This window comes from Mesorhizobium sp. CNPSo 4688, assembly GCF_057784295.1.
The window spans coordinates 252,711-269,525 of record NZ_JBWLUY010000010.1; the positions used below are offsets into that span (position 1 = coordinate 252,711).

The window sequence follows — 16,815 nt, forward strand, 5'->3', positions numbered from 1 at the left end:
TCCGGCAAGGGCGGTGCTATGTCCAGTGTCCCAGCGCGCCGGCCAGCGCGATGGCCGCCATGGCCAGCAGCGCCAGCTTCCAGAAATCGCCGCGCCGCTTTAGACCTGGCCAGCCGAGCGGCTTGATCAGCTGAATGGCCATCATGCCGATGATGACAAGGGCGAGCAGTTTCGACATGCTGCCTTTGACCAGCATCGCGGACGGCTGTCAAAGCGCTTCTTCCATGGTCTTTGCCAATCCGGCCATTCCTGACAAAACGCTCGTTTCCGAGCCGCCCGAAACGCACCTCGCAGCTTTCTTCAGCGACCTGACAGGCTCCTGACAGACTGCTGTCAGGAGGGGTGTGCGATAGTGTCTCCATCAAAGAAGAGGAGACGGTCATGAACAGCTTTGGTATTTTGAACAGCGTACAGCACTATGTCGGCAAGATCCGCACGATGCGCAATGAAGTCCGTACCCAGCGCTTCTTGAACTCCCTGCCGGCGGACATCCGCAAGGACATTGGCTGGCCCGATATGTATGAAGGTCGCAGCCGCATTCGCGAGGTCTGAGGCGTTTTTTCCATGACAATGCTTGGATGCGGCCCCCGCAACGCCCAGATCATTGACATGAGACTCGGCCAGCAATTCCCCCGGGCTGGCGCAAGATCTTTTTGCGCTCGCTTACCGACGATGCTGAAGGCTCCTGACAGAATGCTGTCAGGAGCACCGTGCCATAACCGTGTCAGGAGACATGAATGGTGAAAAGCTGGAACGACAGGCGGAACACGCCCGGTATCAATGGCGTCAAGCCGACGCCGCGCACGATAGGTGACGTCGTCGAGGGCCAGCCGATGCTGGTGCCGACGGCCCGCCAGGTCGATGATTTCATCCGCTCCATACCCAAAGGCGTCGAGATGGACGTCCGCGCCTTGCGCACCGCTCTCGCCATCGAGCACGGGGCGCAAGTGACATGTCCGGTCACCATCGGCTATCATCTGCGCACTGTTGCAGAAGCCGCCAATGAGGATCTCGAGCGCGGCATGGAATTGTCAGCGATTGCGCCGTTCTGGCGCGTGCTCGACACCAACGCGCCGACGACGAAGAAACTGTCCTTCGGCGCGGAATTCGTCGCCGCGCAGCGCAAGCGCGAAGGATTGAAACCATAATGGATGTCGCCCGGAACCGGTTTGGGGACTACGACATTCATAGAAACACAGCCGAGGGACCATACGATGCGCCGTGCCGACAGGCTCTTCCAGATCGTGCAGCATCTGCGCGGTGGCCGGCTGGTCACCGCCCAGAAGCTCGGTACCTGGCTCGAGGTTTCCGAGCGAACCATCTACCGCGACATTGCCGACCTGCAGTCGACCGGGGTGCCGATCGACGGCGAGGCGGGCGTTGGCTACATGATGAGGGAGGGTTTCGACCTTCCGCCGCTGATGTTTACGCGTGACGAGATCGTCGCGCTGGTCGCCGGCGCGCGCATGGTGCGCGCCTTTGGTGGTGCCGCCATGGCGCGTGCCGCCGACGAGGCGCTGGTCAAGATCGGCGCCGTGCTGCCCGACGCCGAAAAGGACCGCATCGCCCGCACGGAGATCCACACGCCAATGTGGGTGGTGAGCGACGCCGCCCGCGAGGCGATCGACCTGATCGAACGCGCCGTCGAGAAGCGCCAAGTGCTGACCATCGACTATCGCGACGAGGCCGGCCGCGGCACCGGGCGCGATATCCGCCCGCTCGGCCTGTGGTTCTGGGGCAAGGTATGGACGCTGGTCGCCTGGTGCGAGATGCGCGACGATTTCCGCGCCTTCCGCATCGACCGCATTGCCTCCGTGGTCATCGCCGGCCGTATCTTCAAGCCGGAACGCGGCAAGCAGCTCGCCGATTTCTACCGCGCCGTCGAGCGCTCGGAGGATTACGGCATGACGCCGGACCGGGCTGCTCGAAGCTAGGTATAAAAAAGCCCGCGCGAAGCGGGCTTTTTTGTTGGTCTGTCGCAGACCTTACTCTTCGTCCGCGTCTTCGTTCTTGGACTTGAGCGCCGAGAGCTTGGCGAACACGGCGTTGGCGTCGAGCTCGGCGTCCTCATCCTTCGGCTTCTCCGGCGCCGGCACCAGGCGCTCGGTCAGGGCCGCCGGCAGCAGCGTATCACCGACCGGCTGCGCCTGTTCGCGGCCGCGCGAGGCGCGGTTGACTTCCATGTCGAGGTCGATCTGCGAGGCGAGACCCAGCGTCACCGGATCCATCGGCTGCAGATTGGCCGAATTCCAGTGCTTGCGCTCGCGGATCTGTTCGATCGTCGACTTGGTCGTACCTACCAGGCGCGAAATCTGCGCGTCCTTCAATTCCGGGTGGTTGCGCACCAGCCACAGGATGGCATTGGGCCGGTCCTGGCGCTTGGACAGCGGCGTGTAGCGCGGGCCCTTGCGCTTGGATTCCGGCACCCGCACCTTGGGGTCGGATAGTTTCAGGCGCTGGTTCGGATCCTTCTCGGCGCGCGCGATCTCGTCGCGGGTCAGCTGTCCGGTCATGATCGGGTCCATGCCCTTGATGCCTTGCGCCGATTCGCCATCGGCGATCGCCTTGACCTCGAGCGGATGCAGCCCGCAGAACTGCGCGATCTGCTCGAAGGAGAGCGCGGTGTTGTCGACCAGCCAGACGGCGGTCGCCTTGGGCATCAGCAGCGTATTGGCCATTTCAAAAATCCTTCTCGTTCGCCCGCGTTCCCGCGCGGGCGGTGGTTTAGAGCCACCAAAATGGGAAATTCGCGGCCTGTATAACCGCTCCGCCGCCGTTTCGCAATGTTTTTGGCGCAGGGTGCCCCGCCGGACGCAGACTGCGTGGAGGCCGGAAAAGCCTCGGCCTCGGCGATCGTTGATCCCGAGTCATAAAAAGAGGGTCCAAAACGACAAAACCCGCCGGACAGGGTCCAGCGGGCTCGGAACCGGCGACGGTAAACGTCTGCTGCGGCTCTTGCTTCCAGCACATGGCCAGGCCTTACGGCCGGCCATGCCTCGAATTAGATAGCCTTGCGGGCAATCCGCTCGATGTCGCCGCGGCTGATGCCGAGGTCGCTGAGCTGACGGGCGTTGAGCTTGTTCAGCTCGCGCACGGTTTCGTTGTACATACGCCAGTTACGGAAAGCGCGGATCGGGTTCATGGTATTCCTCCAGTTGTTGGATCAAATCGTTTCGATGACGCTTAGATAGGCAGTGCTGCCCACGAATTGAACAGACGTCTTTGCATAGCCGCAATGCAAATGCTGCATTGCACCATTAAGGTTCTGTTCAGCTTATTGGCGGGGCGCGCGCACTTAGGACGTGCGGAGATTCAGGTCAGGCCGAGCCGAAAACGGTGACTGCCGAGAACCGGAGCGGAGCGTACTTAGGTACGTGAGCACCGGAAGCGCAGGCAGCCGCCGTTTGCAGGCCGGCCTCACCTGAATACCGGTACGTCCGTCCTAGCCGACGTCGAGCACGATCTTGCCTATATGCTCGCCCTCTTCCATGCGCTCATGCGCCCGCCAGGCGTCGGCCAGCGGGAAGATCATGTCCATCACCGGCGACACTTTGCGTGTGCCGAGCAGCGGCCACACCTGCGCTTCGAGCGCCGCAGCGATTGCTGCCTTGAACTCGACCGTGCGGGGCCGCAGCGTCGAGCCGGTATGGGTCAGCCGCTTGACCATGATTTTTGAAAAATCGGCGCTCGCCACCGCGCCGGCCTGGACAGCGATCTGAACGATCCGGCCCTCGACCGCCGCCGCCTCGTAGTTGCGCTGGACATAGTCGCCGCCGACCATGTCGAGAATGACGTCGGCGCCTTTGCCGCCGGTGGCATCCTTGACCGCGGCGACGAAATCCTCCTCGCGGTAGTTGATCGCCCGGTCGGCGCCGAGCTTCAGACAGGCGTCGCATTTCTCCTTGGAGCCGGCGGTGGTGACGACATAGGCGCCGAAGGCCGACGCCAGCTGGATCGCCGTGGTGCCGATGCCCGACGAGCCGCCATGGACGAGCAGCGTCTCGCCCTTCTTCAGGCCGCCGCGCTCGAACACATTGTGCCAGACGGTGAAATAGTTCTCCGGCACGGCAGCCGCTTCGGTGTGGGTGAAGCCGGCAGGCAGCGGCAGCACGCTGCCGGCATGAACCTTGACATATTCGGCATAACCGCCGCCGGGCGTCAGCGCGCAGACCCGGTCGCCGAGGCGCCAGCGCGATATCTCGTCGCCAAGGGCTGCCACTTCGCCCGATGCCTCGAGACCGGGCAGGTCCGAGGCGCCGGGCGGCGGCGGATAGGCGCCCTTGCGCTGCTGCACGTCGGGCCGATTGACGCCGGCGGCGCGCACCCGGATCAGGATTTCACCGGGGCCGGGCACCGGCACGTCGCGCGTTTCCGGTTTCAGCACCCGTGGGCCGCCCGGATGCGAAATTGCAATGGCCGTCATCCTGGTCGGAATTTTATGTCCGCTCGCCATGAAGTTTCCGTCCCGATCCTGCCGGTCTGTCGCCGGCTGTTTGCATCAGCACCCCTGCCCTATGTATGCTGATTGCCGGATCAGGCAAATGCTGAATCAGGCCAATGTTGGATCGGCCAAATGCTGAATCAGGGAGGAGCGACGATGGCGATCTTCGACGACGAACCCAAAAAGAAATCCAGACCGCATGAAATCGGACAGGATCTGTCGCTGCTTTCGGTCGGTGACCTGACCGAGCGGATCGGCATATTGCGCGACGAGATCGCCCGGCTGGAAGCCGAATTGCAGACCAAGGGCAGCACCAAATCGGCGGCCGAAGCCCTGTTTCGCCGCGGCTAGTTTTCGCGTTGGTTTCGGCGTCGGAGCATCCGCCGCCGAAAAGCCCGAATGCGCCTGTCTTCAGAGCTGCTCCCGTCTTCAGAACTGACATGCCCCTCCAGCCGGATCAAACAATGTTTGCAAGTTACAGACCGATCCTCTCGCTGCTTCGCGGCACCGCCTTCCTGCTCGCGGCTTCGGGACTGCATGGGCTGCTGTTGCCGCTGCGTGGCCAGCTCGAAGGGTTTTCGACGGCATCGCTCGGCCTGATGGGCACGGCCTGGGCCGGTGGCTTCGTCACCGGCTGCTTCTTCGCACCGCGCCTCGTGCGCCGCGCCGGCCATGTCAGGGCGTTCGGCGCCTTTGCCGCGTCGGGCGCTATCGTCGCCCTGCTCACCGGCCTGATCATCGACGAATATGTCTGGATCCTGCTGCGCGCCTTCACCGGCTTCACCATGGCCGGCGCCTTCATGGTCATCGAAAGCTGGCTGAACGAGAAGGCCACCAACGAGAACCGCGGCACCGTCTTCGGTCTCTATATGATGGTCACCTATGCCTCGATCATGGGCGGCCAGATGATCGTTGCCGGCGGCGACGTCAAATCGGCATCGCTGTTCATGATCACCGGCATATTGTTCTGCCTGTCGCTGATCCCGACTGCGGTGTCATCGGCCTCGTCTCCCAAGCCGTTGCAGGACGTCAAGCTCGACGTCAAAGGGCTTTATGCCAACTCACCGGTGTCGGCGGTCGCCTGCCTGTTGGTCGGCATCGCCAACGGCGCCTGGGGCACGCTGGGCGCCGTCTATGGCGCCCGCATCGGCATTTCCACGGCCGAGATTGCGCTGATGATGAGCCTTGTGGTTGTTGCCGGTGCCGCCATGCAGCTTCCGGCCGGACGCCTCTCCGACAAGACCGACCGCCGTTTCGTGCTGGCTGGCGCCGCTTTCGGCGCCGCACTCTTCGCCATCCTGATCTTCCTGTTCGAACCGCACTCCTCGGTTCTCGTCATTGTGCTAACCGCCGCCTATGGCGCCTTTGCCTACACGCTCTATTCGATCGCCGTGGCGCATGCCAACGACCACGCGCGCGCCGAGGATTTCGTCAAGGTCTCGGGCGGCCTGCTGCTTCTGTACGGGTTCGGCACCATGATCGGGCCTTTGCTGGCCGCCGCCCTGATGGGCTGGTTCCGGCCTGAGGGCCTTTTCCTGGCCACCGCGCTGGCGCATCTCAGCCTCGCCGCCTACACGCTGCTGCGCATCAGCCGCCGCGCGCCGGTGCCGATCGAAGACCGCGACGCCTTCAAGACCCAGCCGGCCGATCGCTCGGTCACCCCTGAAGCATTGCGGCTCAGAAAAGCGGAAGCTGACGGTTGAGATTTGAAAAGCTTTGCCCCACAAGTATAGGCATGATCTTTTCTGACGCCTTCATGGCGATTGCCGATCCCAACCGGCGCTATCTCCTGGAAGAGCTCCGGCGCGGCCCAAAAACCGTCAACGAACTGGCTTCGGGCCTGCCAGTCTCTCGCCCGGCCGTGTCCCAGCATTTGAAAGTGCTGCTGGACGCCGGTCTGGTTCAGGCCAAGGCCGAAGGCACGAGGCGGGTCTATACGGTCAGCAGTGCCGGGTTCCTCAAGCTCAATATTTGGCTAGACCAGTTCTGGGAAGCATAGGCCGGGCGCGACGCGGAAAATACAGCCGGTCCTTGCCCCCTTGCCTTACGACAGGAGGACCACCGATGCGACGCGAAACGCTTCTTGGTGCCGTGACTGCGGTTAATCTGGTTTTGTTCGCGGCCACCGGTTTGATGCAGATTCTCCCGGCCAAAGCGCAGGACGGCGCAGGCATCCTGCGCGGCAGCGGGCTTGAGATCGTGGACAGCGAAGGCCGGCTGCGCTCCAGCATTTCGATCCTGCCGGCGACGGCAGGCGAGGCCGAGACCGTGCTGTTCCGGCTGATCCCCGAAAACGGTCAGCCCTCGGTCAAGATCGCCGCCTCGACCGCCAGCTCCGGGCTGAGCTTCGTTGGCGGCGACGATGTAAGCTATGTCATCCTCGAAGCCGACGGACCCGAAACCCGGCTCAAGATGGTGGAGCCGAAAGGACGCGAGAAGCTGATCGCACCCTAGGCGAGATCGTGCGGATCAGCCGTTATTGTAGGGGAAGAACTTGAAATAGGGCTGCGCTTCCTCGATCACCCTGGCGAAAGAGGGCCGCTTGAGCAGGCGGTCGTGGTAGCGTTTCACGGCCGGATATTTGTCGCCGAACGGCTCGACCTTGTTGGCGTAGAAGAGCGCCGGCGAGGCCGCACAGTCGGCCATGGTGAAGCTATGGCCGGCCGCCCAGATTTTCGAGCGCATTTCCTCCTCGACGATCGCGTAGGCGTTGCGCAGTTGCGCGCGCGCCTCCTCGACCCCGAACGGATCGGTCTTGTCCTGCGGCCGCAGCCTGTCGCCGACGATCTTTTGCATCGGCGCCTGGACGTAGAAATCATAGAAACGGTCGGCCTGGCGGACGGCCAGCGCCCGATCGATGTCTGTGGGGATGAGCTCGACCGGACCTGGATAGTGCGCGGCGAGATATTCGATGACGATGGTCGATTCCAGCACCGTGCGCTTGCGCGCTTCGTCACGCAGCGCCGGCATTTTGCCGGTCGGCGACACCTTCAGGAACGCCGCGCGCGACTGCTCGTTGCCGAGATCGACGATGACCGGCGTGAAGGGCGTGTCGTTCTCATAGAACGCGATCAGCGGTTTCCAGCAGAACGATGCCAGCGGATGGAAATGAAACGTCAGGGACATGCTTTGCTCGCTTGTTTTCGAATTCGTTGACACTGCCTGACAACACCGAAATGTCACCTGGCTATTTCCGCAGGGGAGCCTGTCAAGCCTCTGTCAGGGCTTGGTATGGGCAATGACAGCTGCGGCAATCGTGTCCCAATCCTGGGGATGCAGTTCGTGGGCACCGCCTTCGATGCGGACAAGCCGTGCGCCGGCGATGGCATCGGCAAGGGCCGCGCCATGCTCAACTGGAAAGATCGGATCTGACGTCCCGTGGATGACGAGCAGCGGGGCCTTGATCTCGTGCAGGCGCCCTTTCAGATCCTCGCCGCCTTTCAGCATGAAATGGTTGGTCGCGCTCAAAAAGCCGCCGGATCGGTCATAGTCCCGTTCAATGAACGCCCTCATCGCCTTCTCGTCGAACGAATGCGCGGTGCTTGCAATGGCGCGCGCGTCCTTGATGACGAAGTCGATCACCTGGTCGCGGTCCGACCAGTCGACCTTGGCGCCGTCGGCCGAGTGCTCCATATAGGCCTCGGCCGTCCCCGGCAGATGCGATGTGTCGATGCCCACCGGCGAACTGCTGATCACCGTCAGCGAGATGACACGCGAGGGATGTTTCAACACCAGTCGTTGCGCGATCATGCCGCCCATCGACATCCCGACCACATGCGCCTTCCCTATGCCATGGCTGTCGAGGACGCCGACGGCATCGTCCGCCATGTCGTCGAACGTGTAGGGCGGCTCGCCAGGCGCATATTTGGTCGACAGGCCGGTGTCGCGGTTGTCATAGCGGATCACGAAACGGCCTTCGCCGGCAAGTTTTTTGCAAAGCGCCTCCGGCCACCACAGCATCGAGGCCATGGCGCCCATGATCAGCAGCACGGCTGGGTCCCGGGGATCGCCAAACGTCTGGGAGACGATTTCGGGTGCTGCGGCCTTTGTCATGGGAGTCTCCTCGCTTAAGCTTCAAACTAATTGCATTTTGCAATCGGTTGCACGATAATAAAACTGATACGATAATGCAACCAGTTTTTTGGGGAGAGTCGGATGAAAACCGAACACCGCTCGGGATGCCCGATCAATCTGTCGCTGGAAGTATTCGGCGACCGCTGGAGCCTGATCATCCTGCGCGACATGATTTTTGGCGGCAAACGCCACTTTCGCGAGTTGCTCAACGGCTCGATCGAGGGCATCGCTTCCAACATCCTGGCCGACCGGCTGAAGCGGCTGATGGAACTCGGCATGCTGACCAAGGCTGACGATCCCTCGCACAAGCAGAAGGCGATCTACAGCCTGACCGAGATGGCCATCACGCTGGTGCCGATCATGGCGCATCTCGGTGCCTGGGGCCGCGTCTGGCTGCCGGTCAGCGAGGAGCTGTCGATCCGCGCCGAACTGCTGGAGAAGGGCGGTCCGCCAATGTGGGAGCAGTTCATGGACGAGTTGCGCCACGACCATCTGGGTACGCCAGTTGCAGCGCCGGGGCGGCCTTCCGTCCGCGCCACATTGCAGGCTGGATATGAGGCGGTGGTGGCTCGCAAGGCGTCGAGCGCCGGCCAAGCCGCCGCTTCCTGACCAACTTATTTTCCCATTTATGGGGCGGCTCTGCTATCAAGGAGCTGAAAAACATAATTTATGGGATTGGATAACGCTCTTGGTTGAGAACTCTAAGGATACTGCCCGCGCCCGGGCAGATATGCGTTTCAAGAAGCAGGAAGAGGCAGCCACGGTGCGGCAAAAGGCGATGGCGGAGTATGTCGCCGAGGCCGACGCCCGCCAGGCCAAGACCAACAAGCTCCGGGCATTGCGCCTTGCCAAGGAAGCCGAAGACCTCGCCAATGCCCCCGCCGCCCCGGTCAAGAAGCCAGCGCGGGCCAAGAAAAAAATCGCCTGACGATCCCCATGGTCGATGGCAGACTGGAAGCGGCTGAGCATATCGGCCACGCCCCTGTAACCGCCTGCCATTCCGCTTTCCCACGCGAAGCAATTTCAACCGCAACCGGGATTTCGCATCTCGCGTGTCAGGCCGATGATTGACGCGTTTTGAACAGGAGACAGCCATGACCGCACTGACCCTCGAAAAGGCCAAGCACATCATCGACGCCGCTTTCGCCAAGGGCGCCGAGTTGAAGCTCAAGCCGCTCGGCGTCTCCGTGCTCGATGCCGGGGCTCATCTCGTCGCCTTCCAGCGTCAGGACGGCGCCTCGTTTCTGCGCCCGCAAATGTCGGCCGGCAAGGCCTATGGCGCGCTCGCCATCGGCATGGGCTCGCGCCGCGTCGAGGCTTTCGCCAAGGAGCGGCCGCATCTCGTTGCCGGCATTTCCGACGTCTCGGGCGGGCGCGTCCTGCCGGTCGTCGGCGGCGTGCTGATCCGCGACAAGTCTGGCACGGTCATCGGCGCAGTCGGCATTTCGGGCGATACGTCGGATAATGACGAGGCTGCCGCCATCGCCGGCATCGAAGCCGCCGGCTTCACCGCCGATCCGGGCTGAGGGGAATTTCGTCATCCCAGGGCGAAGCAGGAGCGAAGCTCCGTCGCGGAGACCCTGGGATCCATGCCGCGACCTTTGCCGTAAAGTGTAAGCGGAGCAAAATTCTGAACCGTTGCAACGCCTTAGCTTCACGGAATGGATCCTAGGGTCTGCGCTGCGTCGCTGCGCTCCTTGCTTCGCCCTAGGATGACGGACCGAAAGAGCTGCCACGCTAATCGCGAACGGATGCGACCCTCCAAGGAAGGCGGCTAGTTCAAATTTATGTCTCTACTCGCCGACCGCATCGAGACCGAGAAACCGGCCAGCACGTCGAACAGGGCGATCACCATCAGCGTGAAGAAGACGGAGTGCGCCGCGCCCTTCACCAGCAGGAACTCGACCAGGAACGCCACGAAGACCAGCGTCGACAACAGATGGTCCATGATCGAGGCGTTTGTCGTGCGCACCGATTTCACCATTTCGAGGAACAGGAAGATCAGCCCGATCACCACCATCAGGTCGCCGAGCGTCATCGAAAACACCCCGCCCGACATCATGCGGAATGAGAAGATTTCGGTGGCCCACGGATCGTCGCCGCTGCCGAATATTCCGAGGAGTCCGAGATTGTAGGCCACGAAGGGCACGATCAGCAGCGGGATGGCACCGAACATCAGGCGTCTCCTCTAGCAATTCCAGGAAAGTGTGAGCGGTCCAGAATTGCGTAAACAATGGGGGCACCTTCTGTAGAATGCTCCGCAGGCACGCCGTCAAGATTTTTCGCTAACAGCCTTGAACACGGTCGAAGACCGGGTGCAACAACCGTGTCACCCGGCTCAGCGCCTAAACTGCCCGGTGCGCACGGCAGCGCCGATGGCATTGAGGATGATGATGCCGGCGGTCATCGATGTGATCTCGTTGACGTCGCGCGCCGGCGCGATCTCGACAATGTCCATGCCGACCACGCGCCCCTAGGCGAACAGCCCCTTGATCAGCTCGATCGTCTGCCGGTAGCTGATGCCGCCAGGCGCCGGCCCTTCGACCGCCGGCATCACAGAGGGATCGAGACCGTCGGCGTCGATGGTGAGGTAGTAGCGGCCGCCATCCGATATCCTGCCATTCATCGGCGGTGATGATGTTGGAGCCGTAGGCGCGGGCCGCCTCGACCTCCTCAAGCCTAGCGCTGCCCTGGCCACGGATGCCGAGCTGGAAAATCTCGGCGATATGCGCCATCTCCGAAGCGCGGCGGATCGGGCTGGAATAGCCTTCCCTGACGCCGTTGACGTTGTCGCGCCAGTCGAGATGGGCATCGATCTGCACCAGGGTAATCGGCCCTTCGCCATCAAACGCCCGGAAGATCGGGATCGGAATGCCGTGATCGCCGCCGATGGTGATCGGCAAGGCGCCGGCGGCGCGGATCTTTCGGATCGCCGTTTCGGCCCGCCCGTAGTGGCCGCCGGCGGCATCGCCGGGGACATCGCCGACATCGACCACCTTGACGTCCTGTCCGTCGAACAGGGTCCCGCCAATGTCGAAATCATAGCGGTCGAGCCCGAGGCTGATGCGTTGCGAGGCACGCCGCACCGCGGTCGGCGCGTTGGTCTGGTCGTTGATCAGCTCGTCGACCGTGTAGGGACTGCCGTAAGGCATGCCGATGATGGCGACATCGGCCTTCAGCGCATCGATATCCTCGACCAGCGGGAAATTCATGAAGGTCTGAAACACATCGCGCGGCGCTGTGGTGAGCTTGGTCATGCGGTTTCCTCTGTCGCCCCACCAACGGTGCAGGCACGTGCTTCAGCCGCAATCGCGGCGACGCAACGCAATACAGCACCGCGACGGCTGCGTGTATCGCCAGCGACGGTCCGGCCTTGGGCATAGAGAACGGCGCGAAGCAGCCAGGCAGCCACCAAACGCAAAAAGACCGGCCAATGGCCGGTCTTTTGGGTATTCAACCTTCGAAAAGCTGGTCTCAGCTTTCCTTGGGCGTCAAAACCTGGCGGCCGCGATACATGCCGGTCTTCAGGTCGATGTGGTGCGGGCGGCGCATTTCGCCGGAATTCTTGTCCTCGACATAGGTCGGGGCCTTGAGAGCGTCGGCCGAGCGGCGCATGCCGCGCTTGGACGGAGAGGTTTTTCGTTTCGGAACGGCCATGGATATGCTCCACTACATGGTCAAAATGCCCCGATAGCCCTCGTGAAAGAGCCGCGTCAGGGCCATAATCTGAGAAAGTCGGGTGCCTATACACGCCCTACGCCGTTTTGGCCAGCACTGCGGCGAATTTTTTTACCGCACCACAAGGTGTGCCGGGATTTGAGGTCAGGCCGGCCTCGTCTGAATATCGGTGCAGCTTAGTCCAAACACCCGACATAGGCGCCGGAGCGGCCGGCGCGGCGCTCGATCAGCGAGGCCAGCCGCCTCAAGCCGGGACCCGGCTTGGCCGGATTGCGGGCAATCGGATTGGGCAGCGAGACGGCGAGCAGGGCCGCCTGCCGCCGCGACAGCTGTTTGGCCGAAACGCCGAAATGATGCTGCGCCGCCGCCTCGATGCCATAAATGCCCGGGCCCCACTCGGCGATGTTGAGGTAGATCTCCATGATCCGCCGTTTCGACATCACCGCGTCGAAATAAACGGCCAGCGGCAGTTCGACCACCTTGCGCACCGAGCCCAGCGGCCGCGACCACAGGAAAAGGTTCTTCACCGTCTGCATGGTGATGGTCGAGGCGCCGCGCGTGGCCTCGCCGGCCAGCGCATCGTCGACGACGCCGCGCAATTCGCCGAGGTCGACGCCGCGATGAAAGCAGAACTGCCCGTCCTCCGACATGATCACCGAATTGGCCAGCACCGGCGACACATCGTCGATCGACACCCAGCGCCGGTCGTAGCCGGAAAATGTCGCGAGGTCTTTCACCATCAAGGTCGATATCGGATGCACGAAGGACGGCAAATAAAGGAAGGTCAGCACAATGGGTATCGCCACCAGCACGGCGGCGACAACCAGGCAGCGCCGAGCCAGGCGCTTCAGACCGGCGGGGTTCACGCGCCTCGGTCGCGCCATGTCCAGCCCTTCGGTTTCATGATCGACGATCGGTTCCGTCAAGCCGCCCCACCCGCGCCACTCTCCCGCCTCCGGCATAATGGCGCGAGGCTTCTTGCGCAACGTCTGAGTGTCGGCTACCGCTCCCGGCCATGACGAAAGACGAGCAAATGGCCTTTGAAGCCGCACTTTTGGTGCGGGCGGCGGCGATCGAGACCGAACTCAGGCTGTTGCTCGACGGCCGCACACTTGCCGGCGAAATCGCCCGGCCGGAGCGCCTGATGGCTGCCATGCGCCATGGCGTGCTGAACGGCGGCAAGCGGTTGCGCCCCTTCCTGGTCATGGAAAGTGCTGCCCTTTTCGACGCCGATGGCGGGGCCGCATCGCGCGTGGCGGCCGCACTCGAATGCGTGCATTGCTATTCGCTGATCCATGACGACCTGCCGTCCATGGACGACGACGATCTGCGCCGCGGCCAGCCGACCGTGCACAAGGCCTTCGACGAGGCCACCGCCATCCTGGCCGGCGACGCGCTGTTGACGCTTGCTTTCGACGTCCTCGCCGACGAGGCGACGGCCTTGCCGGCGGAGCGACGCGCAGCCCTGGTGCTGGCGCTGGCGCGCGCGGCCGGCGCCGGCGGCATGGTCGGCGGCCAGACGCTCGACCTTGAAGCCGAGCGCAGCCGGCCGGACGAGGCCGGCATCATCCGGCTGCAGGCGATGAAGACCGGCGCGCTGATCCGCTTCGCCTGCGAAGCCGGCGCTATCATTGCCGGCGCAGCCCCGCAGGATCGCGACCGGCTGGCCGAATTCGGCTCGGCTGTCGGGCTTGCCTTCCAGCTTGCCGACGATCTGCTCGACCTGACCGCCGATTCCAGCCAGATGGGCAAGGCGACCGGCAAGGACGCCGCCGCCGGCAAGGCGACACTGGTGGCGCTGCACGGCGCCGCCTGGGCCCGCAAGCAGCTGCACGGCCTCGTCGACCAGGCGCATGCGCTGCTCGAACCCTATGGCGACCAGGCGACCCTGCTGAAGGCCGCGGCAAGCTTCGTGGCAATCCGCAACAACTGACGTCTTGGCCAATTGGATAGCTGACACCGTTCTCGAAATTTGTCCGCTTTGCGGCGCTTTGCCCAGGGTCACTTGATTGCCCCGAAGCGAGTGGGTGCGCTATCTCACCTTGACCACGACCTTGCCCTTGGCACGTCCTGTTTCGACGTAAGCCAGCGCCTCATTGGTCGCTTCAAAGGGAAAGACCCTGTCGACAAGCGGGCGGATCGCCCCATCTTCGATGAGGGACGTGATTTTGCTCAGCTGCTCACCCTGCGCCCACATGAACAGGAACGAAAATCTCACGCCTCGGCGCTTGGCTTTGGTCCGAATACCGCGGCTCAGCAGGCGCAGCAGGAGCCTTAGCACCACGTTCAGTCCCTGCTTCCTGGCAAATTCGGGATCCGGCGGACCGGAAATGGAGATGAGCTTGCCGCCCGGCTTCAGCACATTCAGGGATTTTTCAAGCGTCTTGGCGTCCTGGCTGTTCAGGACGACGTCGTAACCCGACAGGACGTTCTCGAAGTCGTCTTTCTTGTAGTCGACGACGACATCGGCGCCGAGCCCCTTGACCAGGTCGGCACTCGCCGCGCTCGCCGTTGTCGCAACGGTCGCGCCGAGGTGCTTTGCCAGTTGGATGGCGAATGTCCCCACGCCGCCGGAGCCAGCCTGGATGAAGATCTTCTGGCCCTTCTTCAGGCCTGCCCTCTCGATGAGAGCCTGCCAGGCGGTCAGACCCACCAGAGGGATTGAAGCCGCTTCTTCCATGCTGAGGTTTGCGGGCTTCAGGGCTACATCGGCTTCGTCGATTGCGATGAATTCGGCAAATGTCCCGATCCGACCGTCGCGCGGCCGCGCATAGACAGCGTCGCCGGGTTTGAATTTGCGGACTTTCGAGCCCACCCTGACAACCCTCCCAGCCACGTCGTGGCCAAGGATGAAGGGCCGGCGATAGGGCAGGATGAGCTTGAATTCGCCCGTCCTGACCTTGGAATCCAGCAGGTTCACTCCTGCGGCATGGACCTCGACCAGGACATCATTGTCCAGCAGCTCCGGCTCCGGCATCTCGGCCAGCCGCAGAATGCCTTTCTTGTTATATTTATCGACAACGAATGCCTTCATGGCAGTGACTTTCTGAAAATGTCTGTTGGTGTACCGTTTGTGCGTGAAACTCTCCGTCTCACCGTTGTTCAGACCGGCAGGCGGAACTGCTTGCGCAAGGTCTTGTCGAACATCTCTGCGGGAGCGAAGCGGCGCAGCAGGCTGACCTGGCGCGCTGCCTTGCCGACGGTATAGCGCCGTCGCGGACGGGCATCGGTCGCCGCCTTGACGACCACATCCGCCACCATCTCCGGCCGATCGGCTTTGGGCATGACATCGCGAAGTAGCGCTTCGACCCCGGCTCGGGCCTGATCGTATTCTTTCAACACCGAATCGGGCTCAATGCCGTTCTGGTCGAAGACGGTGCGCACGAATGCAGGCTCGATGACCGAGACGCGAATATTGAAGGCACGAACCTCATGATCGAGCGATTCCGAATAGCCCTCAAGCGCGTGCTTGACCGCCGAGTAATGCGCTGAGTATGGCGCGGGTACCAATCCCAGAATCGAGCCGATGTTGATGATGCGCCCTTCGCCGCGCCGCCGCATCGACGGCAGCACCGCATTGGTCATGCGGATGACGCCGAACAGATTGACGTCGAACAGGGCTTTCACCTGTGCGACCGAGGATTCCTCGGCGCCGCCAAGCAGGCCGACACCGGCATTGTTGACCAAGAGGTCGATCCGGCCGGTCTGCGCAAGGACGGTTGAAACGAGGGCGCTGACGGAGTCGCCATCGGTCACGTCGCATGTCAGCATGGATACCTGCGCCGGGCCGTTGCTTATCGCCCTGCGGCTTGTCCCGAAGACGGTATATCCTGCCCGCGCCAGGGCCTCGGCGCTGGCGCGGCCGATGCCCGAGGAGGCTCCGGTCACAATCGCGGTTCTTCCTGAAAGGGTACTCATTTGATACTCCGGAGACATGAGGGCTAGCTTTTTGCCATTGTTTGAATTACGATCATAATATCAAATTACGAACATAATGCAATAGCAAAGAGGAATAGCAGCCATGCGCTACGAGAAGGGCCGAAAGGACGCGTCACGCGATCGGATCGTGGAGGTCGCCGCCCAGCGTTTTAGGAGGGACGGCATAGCCGCGTCTGGACTGGCAACCATCATGGGCGACGCCGGGCTTACCAACGGAGCCTTCTACCCGCACTTTCAATCAAAGGCGGAGCTCATCCGCGAAAGCGTGGCGGCGGCCCTGGATGCCCAGTCGCAGCAAATTCAGGAGTTGTTGGCTTCGGGCGGTCCGGAAATGGCCATTCAGGCGTATCTGTCGGCCGAGCACCGGGACAATCCGGACAAAGGCTGCGCGTCCGCCGCACTGCTGCCGGAGATCGCGCGCCAGCCGCCTGAAATGCGCGAAGCCTATACCGAACGCTTGCTGGTGTTGGTGCGCCAGTTGTCTGCAGCGCTTCCGCAGACCAGGGATCCGGAAGGCGCCGCCCTGGGTGTCTTTGCGACCCTCATCGGCGCACTTGAGCTGGCCCGCGCGGTGGCAGGGACGGACTTGTCGGATCGCATCCTCGCGGCAGGAGCAGATGCGGCGCGCAGGCTGATCCAGCCAGGTGAGGGTGGACAGGCATCCTAGAAGTCGGCGGCGGCAG

The 16,815-nt window shown here is 62.8% G+C and carries 24 protein-coding genes and 1 pseudogene; 13 read left to right on the top strand and 12 right to left on the bottom strand.

Translation table 11 applies throughout. The annotated features are described in order from the left end of the window. Positions 1 to 16 precede the first annotated feature (16 nt). Positions 17 to 178: a hypothetical protein gene (locus AC04SH_RS20985; protein WP_023737386.1), complete on the bottom strand. Its 162-nt coding sequence runs from the start codon at positions 176 to 178 to the stop codon at positions 17 to 19. Here AC04SH_RS20985 and AC04SH_RS20990 point away from each other — a divergent pair. The 4 genes from AC04SH_RS20990 to AC04SH_RS21005 all read left to right on the top strand — a co-directional run bounded on the left by AC04SH_RS20990 (position 177) and on the right by AC04SH_RS21005 (position 1,934). Beyond that, a complete protein-coding gene (locus AC04SH_RS20990; RefSeq protein ID WP_488576473.1) occupies positions 177 to 323 on the top strand; it encodes a hypothetical protein in 147 nt (48 codons plus the stop codon). The genes AC04SH_RS20985 and AC04SH_RS20990 overlap by 2 nt on opposite strands. A 58-nt stretch (positions 324 to 381) precedes the next feature. Then, on the top strand, positions 382 to 552 hold the full coding sequence (locus AC04SH_RS20995; protein WP_112559800.1) for a hypothetical protein: 171 nt from the start codon (positions 382 to 384) through the stop codon (positions 550 to 552). A gap of 185 nt (positions 553 to 737) precedes the next feature. Continuing rightward, entirely contained in the window at positions 738 to 1,148 is a 411-nt protein-coding gene (locus tag AC04SH_RS21000; protein WP_488576474.1) for a hypothetical protein, read from the top strand. Between the two features lie 66 nt (positions 1,149 to 1,214). After that, positions 1,215 to 1,934: a helix-turn-helix transcriptional regulator gene (locus tag AC04SH_RS21005; protein ID WP_454573499.1), complete on the top strand. Its 720-nt coding sequence runs from the start codon at positions 1,215 to 1,217 to the stop codon at positions 1,932 to 1,934. Positions 1,935 to 1,985: 51 nt separating this feature from the next. On the opposite strand, the gene AC04SH_RS21010 is transcribed toward AC04SH_RS21005, so the two are convergent. The 3 genes from AC04SH_RS21010 to AC04SH_RS21020 all read right to left on the bottom strand — a co-directional run bounded on the left by AC04SH_RS21010 (position 1,986) and on the right by AC04SH_RS21020 (position 4,453). After that, positions 1,986 to 2,678 (bottom strand): DUF1013 domain-containing protein, encoded by a 693-nt coding sequence (locus AC04SH_RS21010; protein WP_142869980.1) that lies wholly within the window; start codon positions 2,676 to 2,678, stop codon positions 1,986 to 1,988. Positions 2,679 to 3,001: 323 nt separating this feature from the next. After that, entirely contained in the window at positions 3,002 to 3,142 is a 141-nt protein-coding gene (locus AC04SH_RS21015) for a DUF1127 domain-containing protein (RefSeq protein WP_023670143.1), read from the bottom strand. Positions 3,143 to 3,442: 300 nt separating this feature from the next. Further along, entirely contained in the window at positions 3,443 to 4,453 is a 1,011-nt protein-coding gene (locus tag AC04SH_RS21020) for an NAD(P)H-quinone oxidoreductase (protein ID WP_488576475.1), read from the bottom strand. Positions 4,454 to 4,597: 144 nt separating this feature from the next. On the opposite strand from AC04SH_RS21020, the gene AC04SH_RS21025 reads away from it, so the two are divergent. From AC04SH_RS21025 to AC04SH_RS21040, 4 genes are all read left to right on the top strand, one after another. After that, complete coding sequence (locus tag AC04SH_RS21025) at positions 4,598 to 4,792, top strand: DUF1192 domain-containing protein (protein ID WP_112559543.1); 195 nt, start codon at positions 4,598 to 4,600, stop codon at positions 4,790 to 4,792. Positions 4,793 to 4,800: 8 nt separating this feature from the next. Beyond that, positions 4,801 to 6,144, top strand: coding sequence for an MFS transporter (locus AC04SH_RS21030; RefSeq protein ID WP_477235757.1), 1,344 nt, complete (start codon positions 4,801 to 4,803; stop codon positions 6,142 to 6,144). Positions 6,145 to 6,176: 32 nt separating this feature from the next. Further along, the gene (locus tag AC04SH_RS21035; RefSeq protein ID WP_023706277.1) at positions 6,177 to 6,440 is read left to right on the top strand and encodes an ArsR/SmtB family transcription factor; all 264 of its coding nucleotides are present in this window, start codon (positions 6,177 to 6,179) and stop codon (positions 6,438 to 6,440) included. Positions 6,441 to 6,505: 65 nt separating this feature from the next. Next, positions 6,506 to 6,895: a hypothetical protein gene (locus AC04SH_RS21040; RefSeq protein WP_488576476.1), complete on the top strand. Its 390-nt coding sequence runs from the start codon at positions 6,506 to 6,508 to the stop codon at positions 6,893 to 6,895. 15 nt (positions 6,896 to 6,910) lie between these two features. On the opposite strand, the gene AC04SH_RS21045 is transcribed toward AC04SH_RS21040, so the two are convergent. Continuing rightward, positions 6,911 to 7,567 (bottom strand): glutathione S-transferase family protein, encoded by a 657-nt coding sequence (locus tag AC04SH_RS21045; RefSeq protein WP_477235752.1) that lies wholly within the window; start codon positions 7,565 to 7,567, stop codon positions 6,911 to 6,913. 93 nt (positions 7,568 to 7,660) lie between these two features. Then, positions 7,661 to 8,494 carry an alpha/beta fold hydrolase gene (locus AC04SH_RS21050; RefSeq protein WP_488576477.1) on the bottom strand — a complete coding sequence of 278 codons (834 nt, stop codon included), beginning with the start codon at positions 8,492 to 8,494 and terminating at the stop codon, positions 7,661 to 7,663. Between the two features lie 102 nt (positions 8,495 to 8,596). Between AC04SH_RS21050 and AC04SH_RS21055 the strand changes: the two genes are divergently transcribed. The 3 genes from AC04SH_RS21055 to AC04SH_RS21065 all read left to right on the top strand — a co-directional run bounded on the left by AC04SH_RS21055 (position 8,597) and on the right by AC04SH_RS21065 (position 10,041). After that, positions 8,597 to 9,124: a winged helix-turn-helix transcriptional regulator gene (locus AC04SH_RS21055; RefSeq protein WP_477235749.1), complete on the top strand. Its 528-nt coding sequence runs from the start codon at positions 8,597 to 8,599 to the stop codon at positions 9,122 to 9,124. Positions 9,125 to 9,203: 79 nt separating this feature from the next. Further along, positions 9,204 to 9,443 (top strand): hypothetical protein, encoded by a 240-nt coding sequence (locus AC04SH_RS21060; RefSeq protein ID WP_142869345.1) that lies wholly within the window; start codon positions 9,204 to 9,206, stop codon positions 9,441 to 9,443. A 166-nt stretch (positions 9,444 to 9,609) separates the two neighbouring features. After that, positions 9,610 to 10,041 (top strand): GlcG/HbpS family heme-binding protein, encoded by a 432-nt coding sequence (locus AC04SH_RS21065; RefSeq protein WP_488576478.1) that lies wholly within the window; start codon positions 9,610 to 9,612, stop codon positions 10,039 to 10,041. Between the two features lie 248 nt (positions 10,042 to 10,289). Here the strand turns inward: AC04SH_RS21065 and AC04SH_RS21070 are convergent, their stop codons facing one another. The 4 genes and pseudogenes from AC04SH_RS21070 to AC04SH_RS21085 all read right to left on the bottom strand — a co-directional run bounded on the left by AC04SH_RS21070 (position 10,290) and on the right by AC04SH_RS21085 (position 13,077). Then, positions 10,290 to 10,691: a hypothetical protein gene (locus tag AC04SH_RS21070; protein WP_142869343.1), complete on the bottom strand. Its 402-nt coding sequence runs from the start codon at positions 10,689 to 10,691 to the stop codon at positions 10,290 to 10,292. 162 nt (positions 10,692 to 10,853) lie between these two features. Next, positions 10,854 to 11,772 (bottom strand): annotated as a pseudogene (locus tag AC04SH_RS21075) (arginase family protein). 217 nt (positions 11,773 to 11,989) lie between these two features. After that, the gene (gene rpmF, locus AC04SH_RS21080) at positions 11,990 to 12,172 is read right to left on the bottom strand and encodes a 50S ribosomal protein L32 (RefSeq protein ID WP_008834724.1); all 183 of its coding nucleotides are present in this window, start codon (positions 12,170 to 12,172) and stop codon (positions 11,990 to 11,992) included. A gap of 197 nt (positions 12,173 to 12,369) precedes the next feature. Then, positions 12,370 to 13,077, bottom strand: a complete 708-nt coding sequence (locus tag AC04SH_RS21085; protein ID WP_477236135.1) for a biosynthetic peptidoglycan transglycosylase — start codon at positions 13,075 to 13,077, stop codon at positions 12,370 to 12,372. Positions 13,078 to 13,208: 131 nt separating this feature from the next. Between AC04SH_RS21085 and AC04SH_RS21090 the strand changes: the two genes are divergently transcribed. Continuing rightward, positions 13,209 to 14,126: a polyprenyl synthetase family protein gene (locus tag AC04SH_RS21090; RefSeq protein ID WP_488576479.1), complete on the top strand. Its 918-nt coding sequence runs from the start codon at positions 13,209 to 13,211 to the stop codon at positions 14,124 to 14,126. Between the two features lie 99 nt (positions 14,127 to 14,225). Here the strand turns inward: AC04SH_RS21090 and AC04SH_RS21095 are convergent, their stop codons facing one another. Together AC04SH_RS21095 and AC04SH_RS21100 are read right to left on the bottom strand one after the other, a co-directional pair. Beyond that, positions 14,226 to 15,227 carry an NADP-dependent oxidoreductase gene (locus AC04SH_RS21095; protein WP_488576480.1) on the bottom strand — a complete coding sequence of 334 codons (1,002 nt, stop codon included), beginning with the start codon at positions 15,225 to 15,227 and terminating at the stop codon, positions 14,226 to 14,228. Between the two features lie 68 nt (positions 15,228 to 15,295). Continuing rightward, positions 15,296 to 16,111: an oxidoreductase gene (locus tag AC04SH_RS21100; protein WP_488576481.1), complete on the bottom strand. Its 816-nt coding sequence runs from the start codon at positions 16,109 to 16,111 to the stop codon at positions 15,296 to 15,298. A gap of 103 nt (positions 16,112 to 16,214) precedes the next feature. Between AC04SH_RS21100 and AC04SH_RS21105 the strand changes: the two genes are divergently transcribed. Then, the gene (locus tag AC04SH_RS21105; RefSeq protein ID WP_488576482.1) at positions 16,215 to 16,799 is read left to right on the top strand and encodes a TetR/AcrR family transcriptional regulator; all 585 of its coding nucleotides are present in this window, start codon (positions 16,215 to 16,217) and stop codon (positions 16,797 to 16,799) included. Positions 16,800 to 16,815 lie beyond the last annotated feature (16 nt).

Coding starts and splice junctions, on each gene's coding strand:
- AC04SH_RS20990 (WP_488576473.1), top strand. CDS start 177: ATGCTGCCTTTGACCAGCATCGCGGACGGCTGTCAAAGCGCTTCTTCC.
- rpmF (WP_008834724.1), bottom strand. CDS start 12,172: ATGGCCGTTCCGAAACGAAAAACCTCTCCGTCCAAGCGCGGCATGCGC.
- AC04SH_RS21005 (WP_454573499.1), top strand. CDS start 1,215: ATGCGCCGTGCCGACAGGCTCTTCCAGATCGTGCAGCATCTGCGCGGT.
- AC04SH_RS21085 (WP_477236135.1), bottom strand. CDS start 13,077: ATGGCGCGACCGAGGCGCGTGAACCCCGCCGGTCTGAAGCGCCTGGCT.
- AC04SH_RS21065 (WP_488576478.1), top strand. CDS start 9,610: ATGACCGCACTGACCCTCGAAAAGGCCAAGCACATCATCGACGCCGCT.
- AC04SH_RS20995 (WP_112559800.1), top strand. CDS start 382: ATGAACAGCTTTGGTATTTTGAACAGCGTACAGCACTATGTCGGCAAG.
- AC04SH_RS21105 (WP_488576482.1), top strand. CDS start 16,215: ATGCGCTACGAGAAGGGCCGAAAGGACGCGTCACGCGATCGGATCGTG.
- AC04SH_RS21090 (WP_488576479.1), top strand. CDS start 13,209: ATGACGAAAGACGAGCAAATGGCCTTTGAAGCCGCACTTTTGGTGCGG.
- AC04SH_RS21040 (WP_488576476.1), top strand. CDS start 6,506: ATGCGACGCGAAACGCTTCTTGGTGCCGTGACTGCGGTTAATCTGGTT.
- AC04SH_RS21015 (WP_023670143.1), bottom strand. CDS start 3,142: ATGAACCCGATCCGCGCTTTCCGTAACTGGCGTATGTACAACGAAACC.
- AC04SH_RS21035 (WP_023706277.1), top strand. CDS start 6,177: ATGATCTTTTCTGACGCCTTCATGGCGATTGCCGATCCCAACCGGCGC.
- AC04SH_RS21000 (WP_488576474.1), top strand. CDS start 738: ATGGTGAAAAGCTGGAACGACAGGCGGAACACGCCCGGTATCAATGGC.
- AC04SH_RS21095 (WP_488576480.1), bottom strand. CDS start 15,227: ATGAAGGCATTCGTTGTCGATAAATATAACAAGAAAGGCATTCTGCGG.
- AC04SH_RS21100 (WP_488576481.1), bottom strand. CDS start 16,111: ATGAGTACCCTTTCAGGAAGAACCGCGATTGTGACCGGAGCCTCCTCG.
- AC04SH_RS21010 (WP_142869980.1), bottom strand. CDS start 2,678: ATGGCCAATACGCTGCTGATGCCCAAGGCGACCGCCGTCTGGCTGGTC.
- AC04SH_RS21045 (WP_477235752.1), bottom strand. CDS start 7,567: ATGTCCCTGACGTTTCATTTCCATCCGCTGGCATCGTTCTGCTGGAAA.
- AC04SH_RS21025 (WP_112559543.1), top strand. CDS start 4,598: ATGGCGATCTTCGACGACGAACCCAAAAAGAAATCCAGACCGCATGAA.
- AC04SH_RS21020 (WP_488576475.1), bottom strand. CDS start 4,453: ATGGCGAGCGGACATAAAATTCCGACCAGGATGACGGCCATTGCAATT.
- AC04SH_RS20985 (WP_023737386.1), bottom strand. CDS start 178: ATGTCGAAACTGCTCGCCCTTGTCATCATCGGCATGATGGCCATTCAG.
- AC04SH_RS21070 (WP_142869343.1), bottom strand. CDS start 10,691: ATGTTCGGTGCCATCCCGCTGCTGATCGTGCCCTTCGTGGCCTACAAT.
- AC04SH_RS21055 (WP_477235749.1), top strand. CDS start 8,597: ATGAAAACCGAACACCGCTCGGGATGCCCGATCAATCTGTCGCTGGAA.
- AC04SH_RS21050 (WP_488576477.1), bottom strand. CDS start 8,494: ATGACAAAGGCCGCAGCACCCGAAATCGTCTCCCAGACGTTTGGCGAT.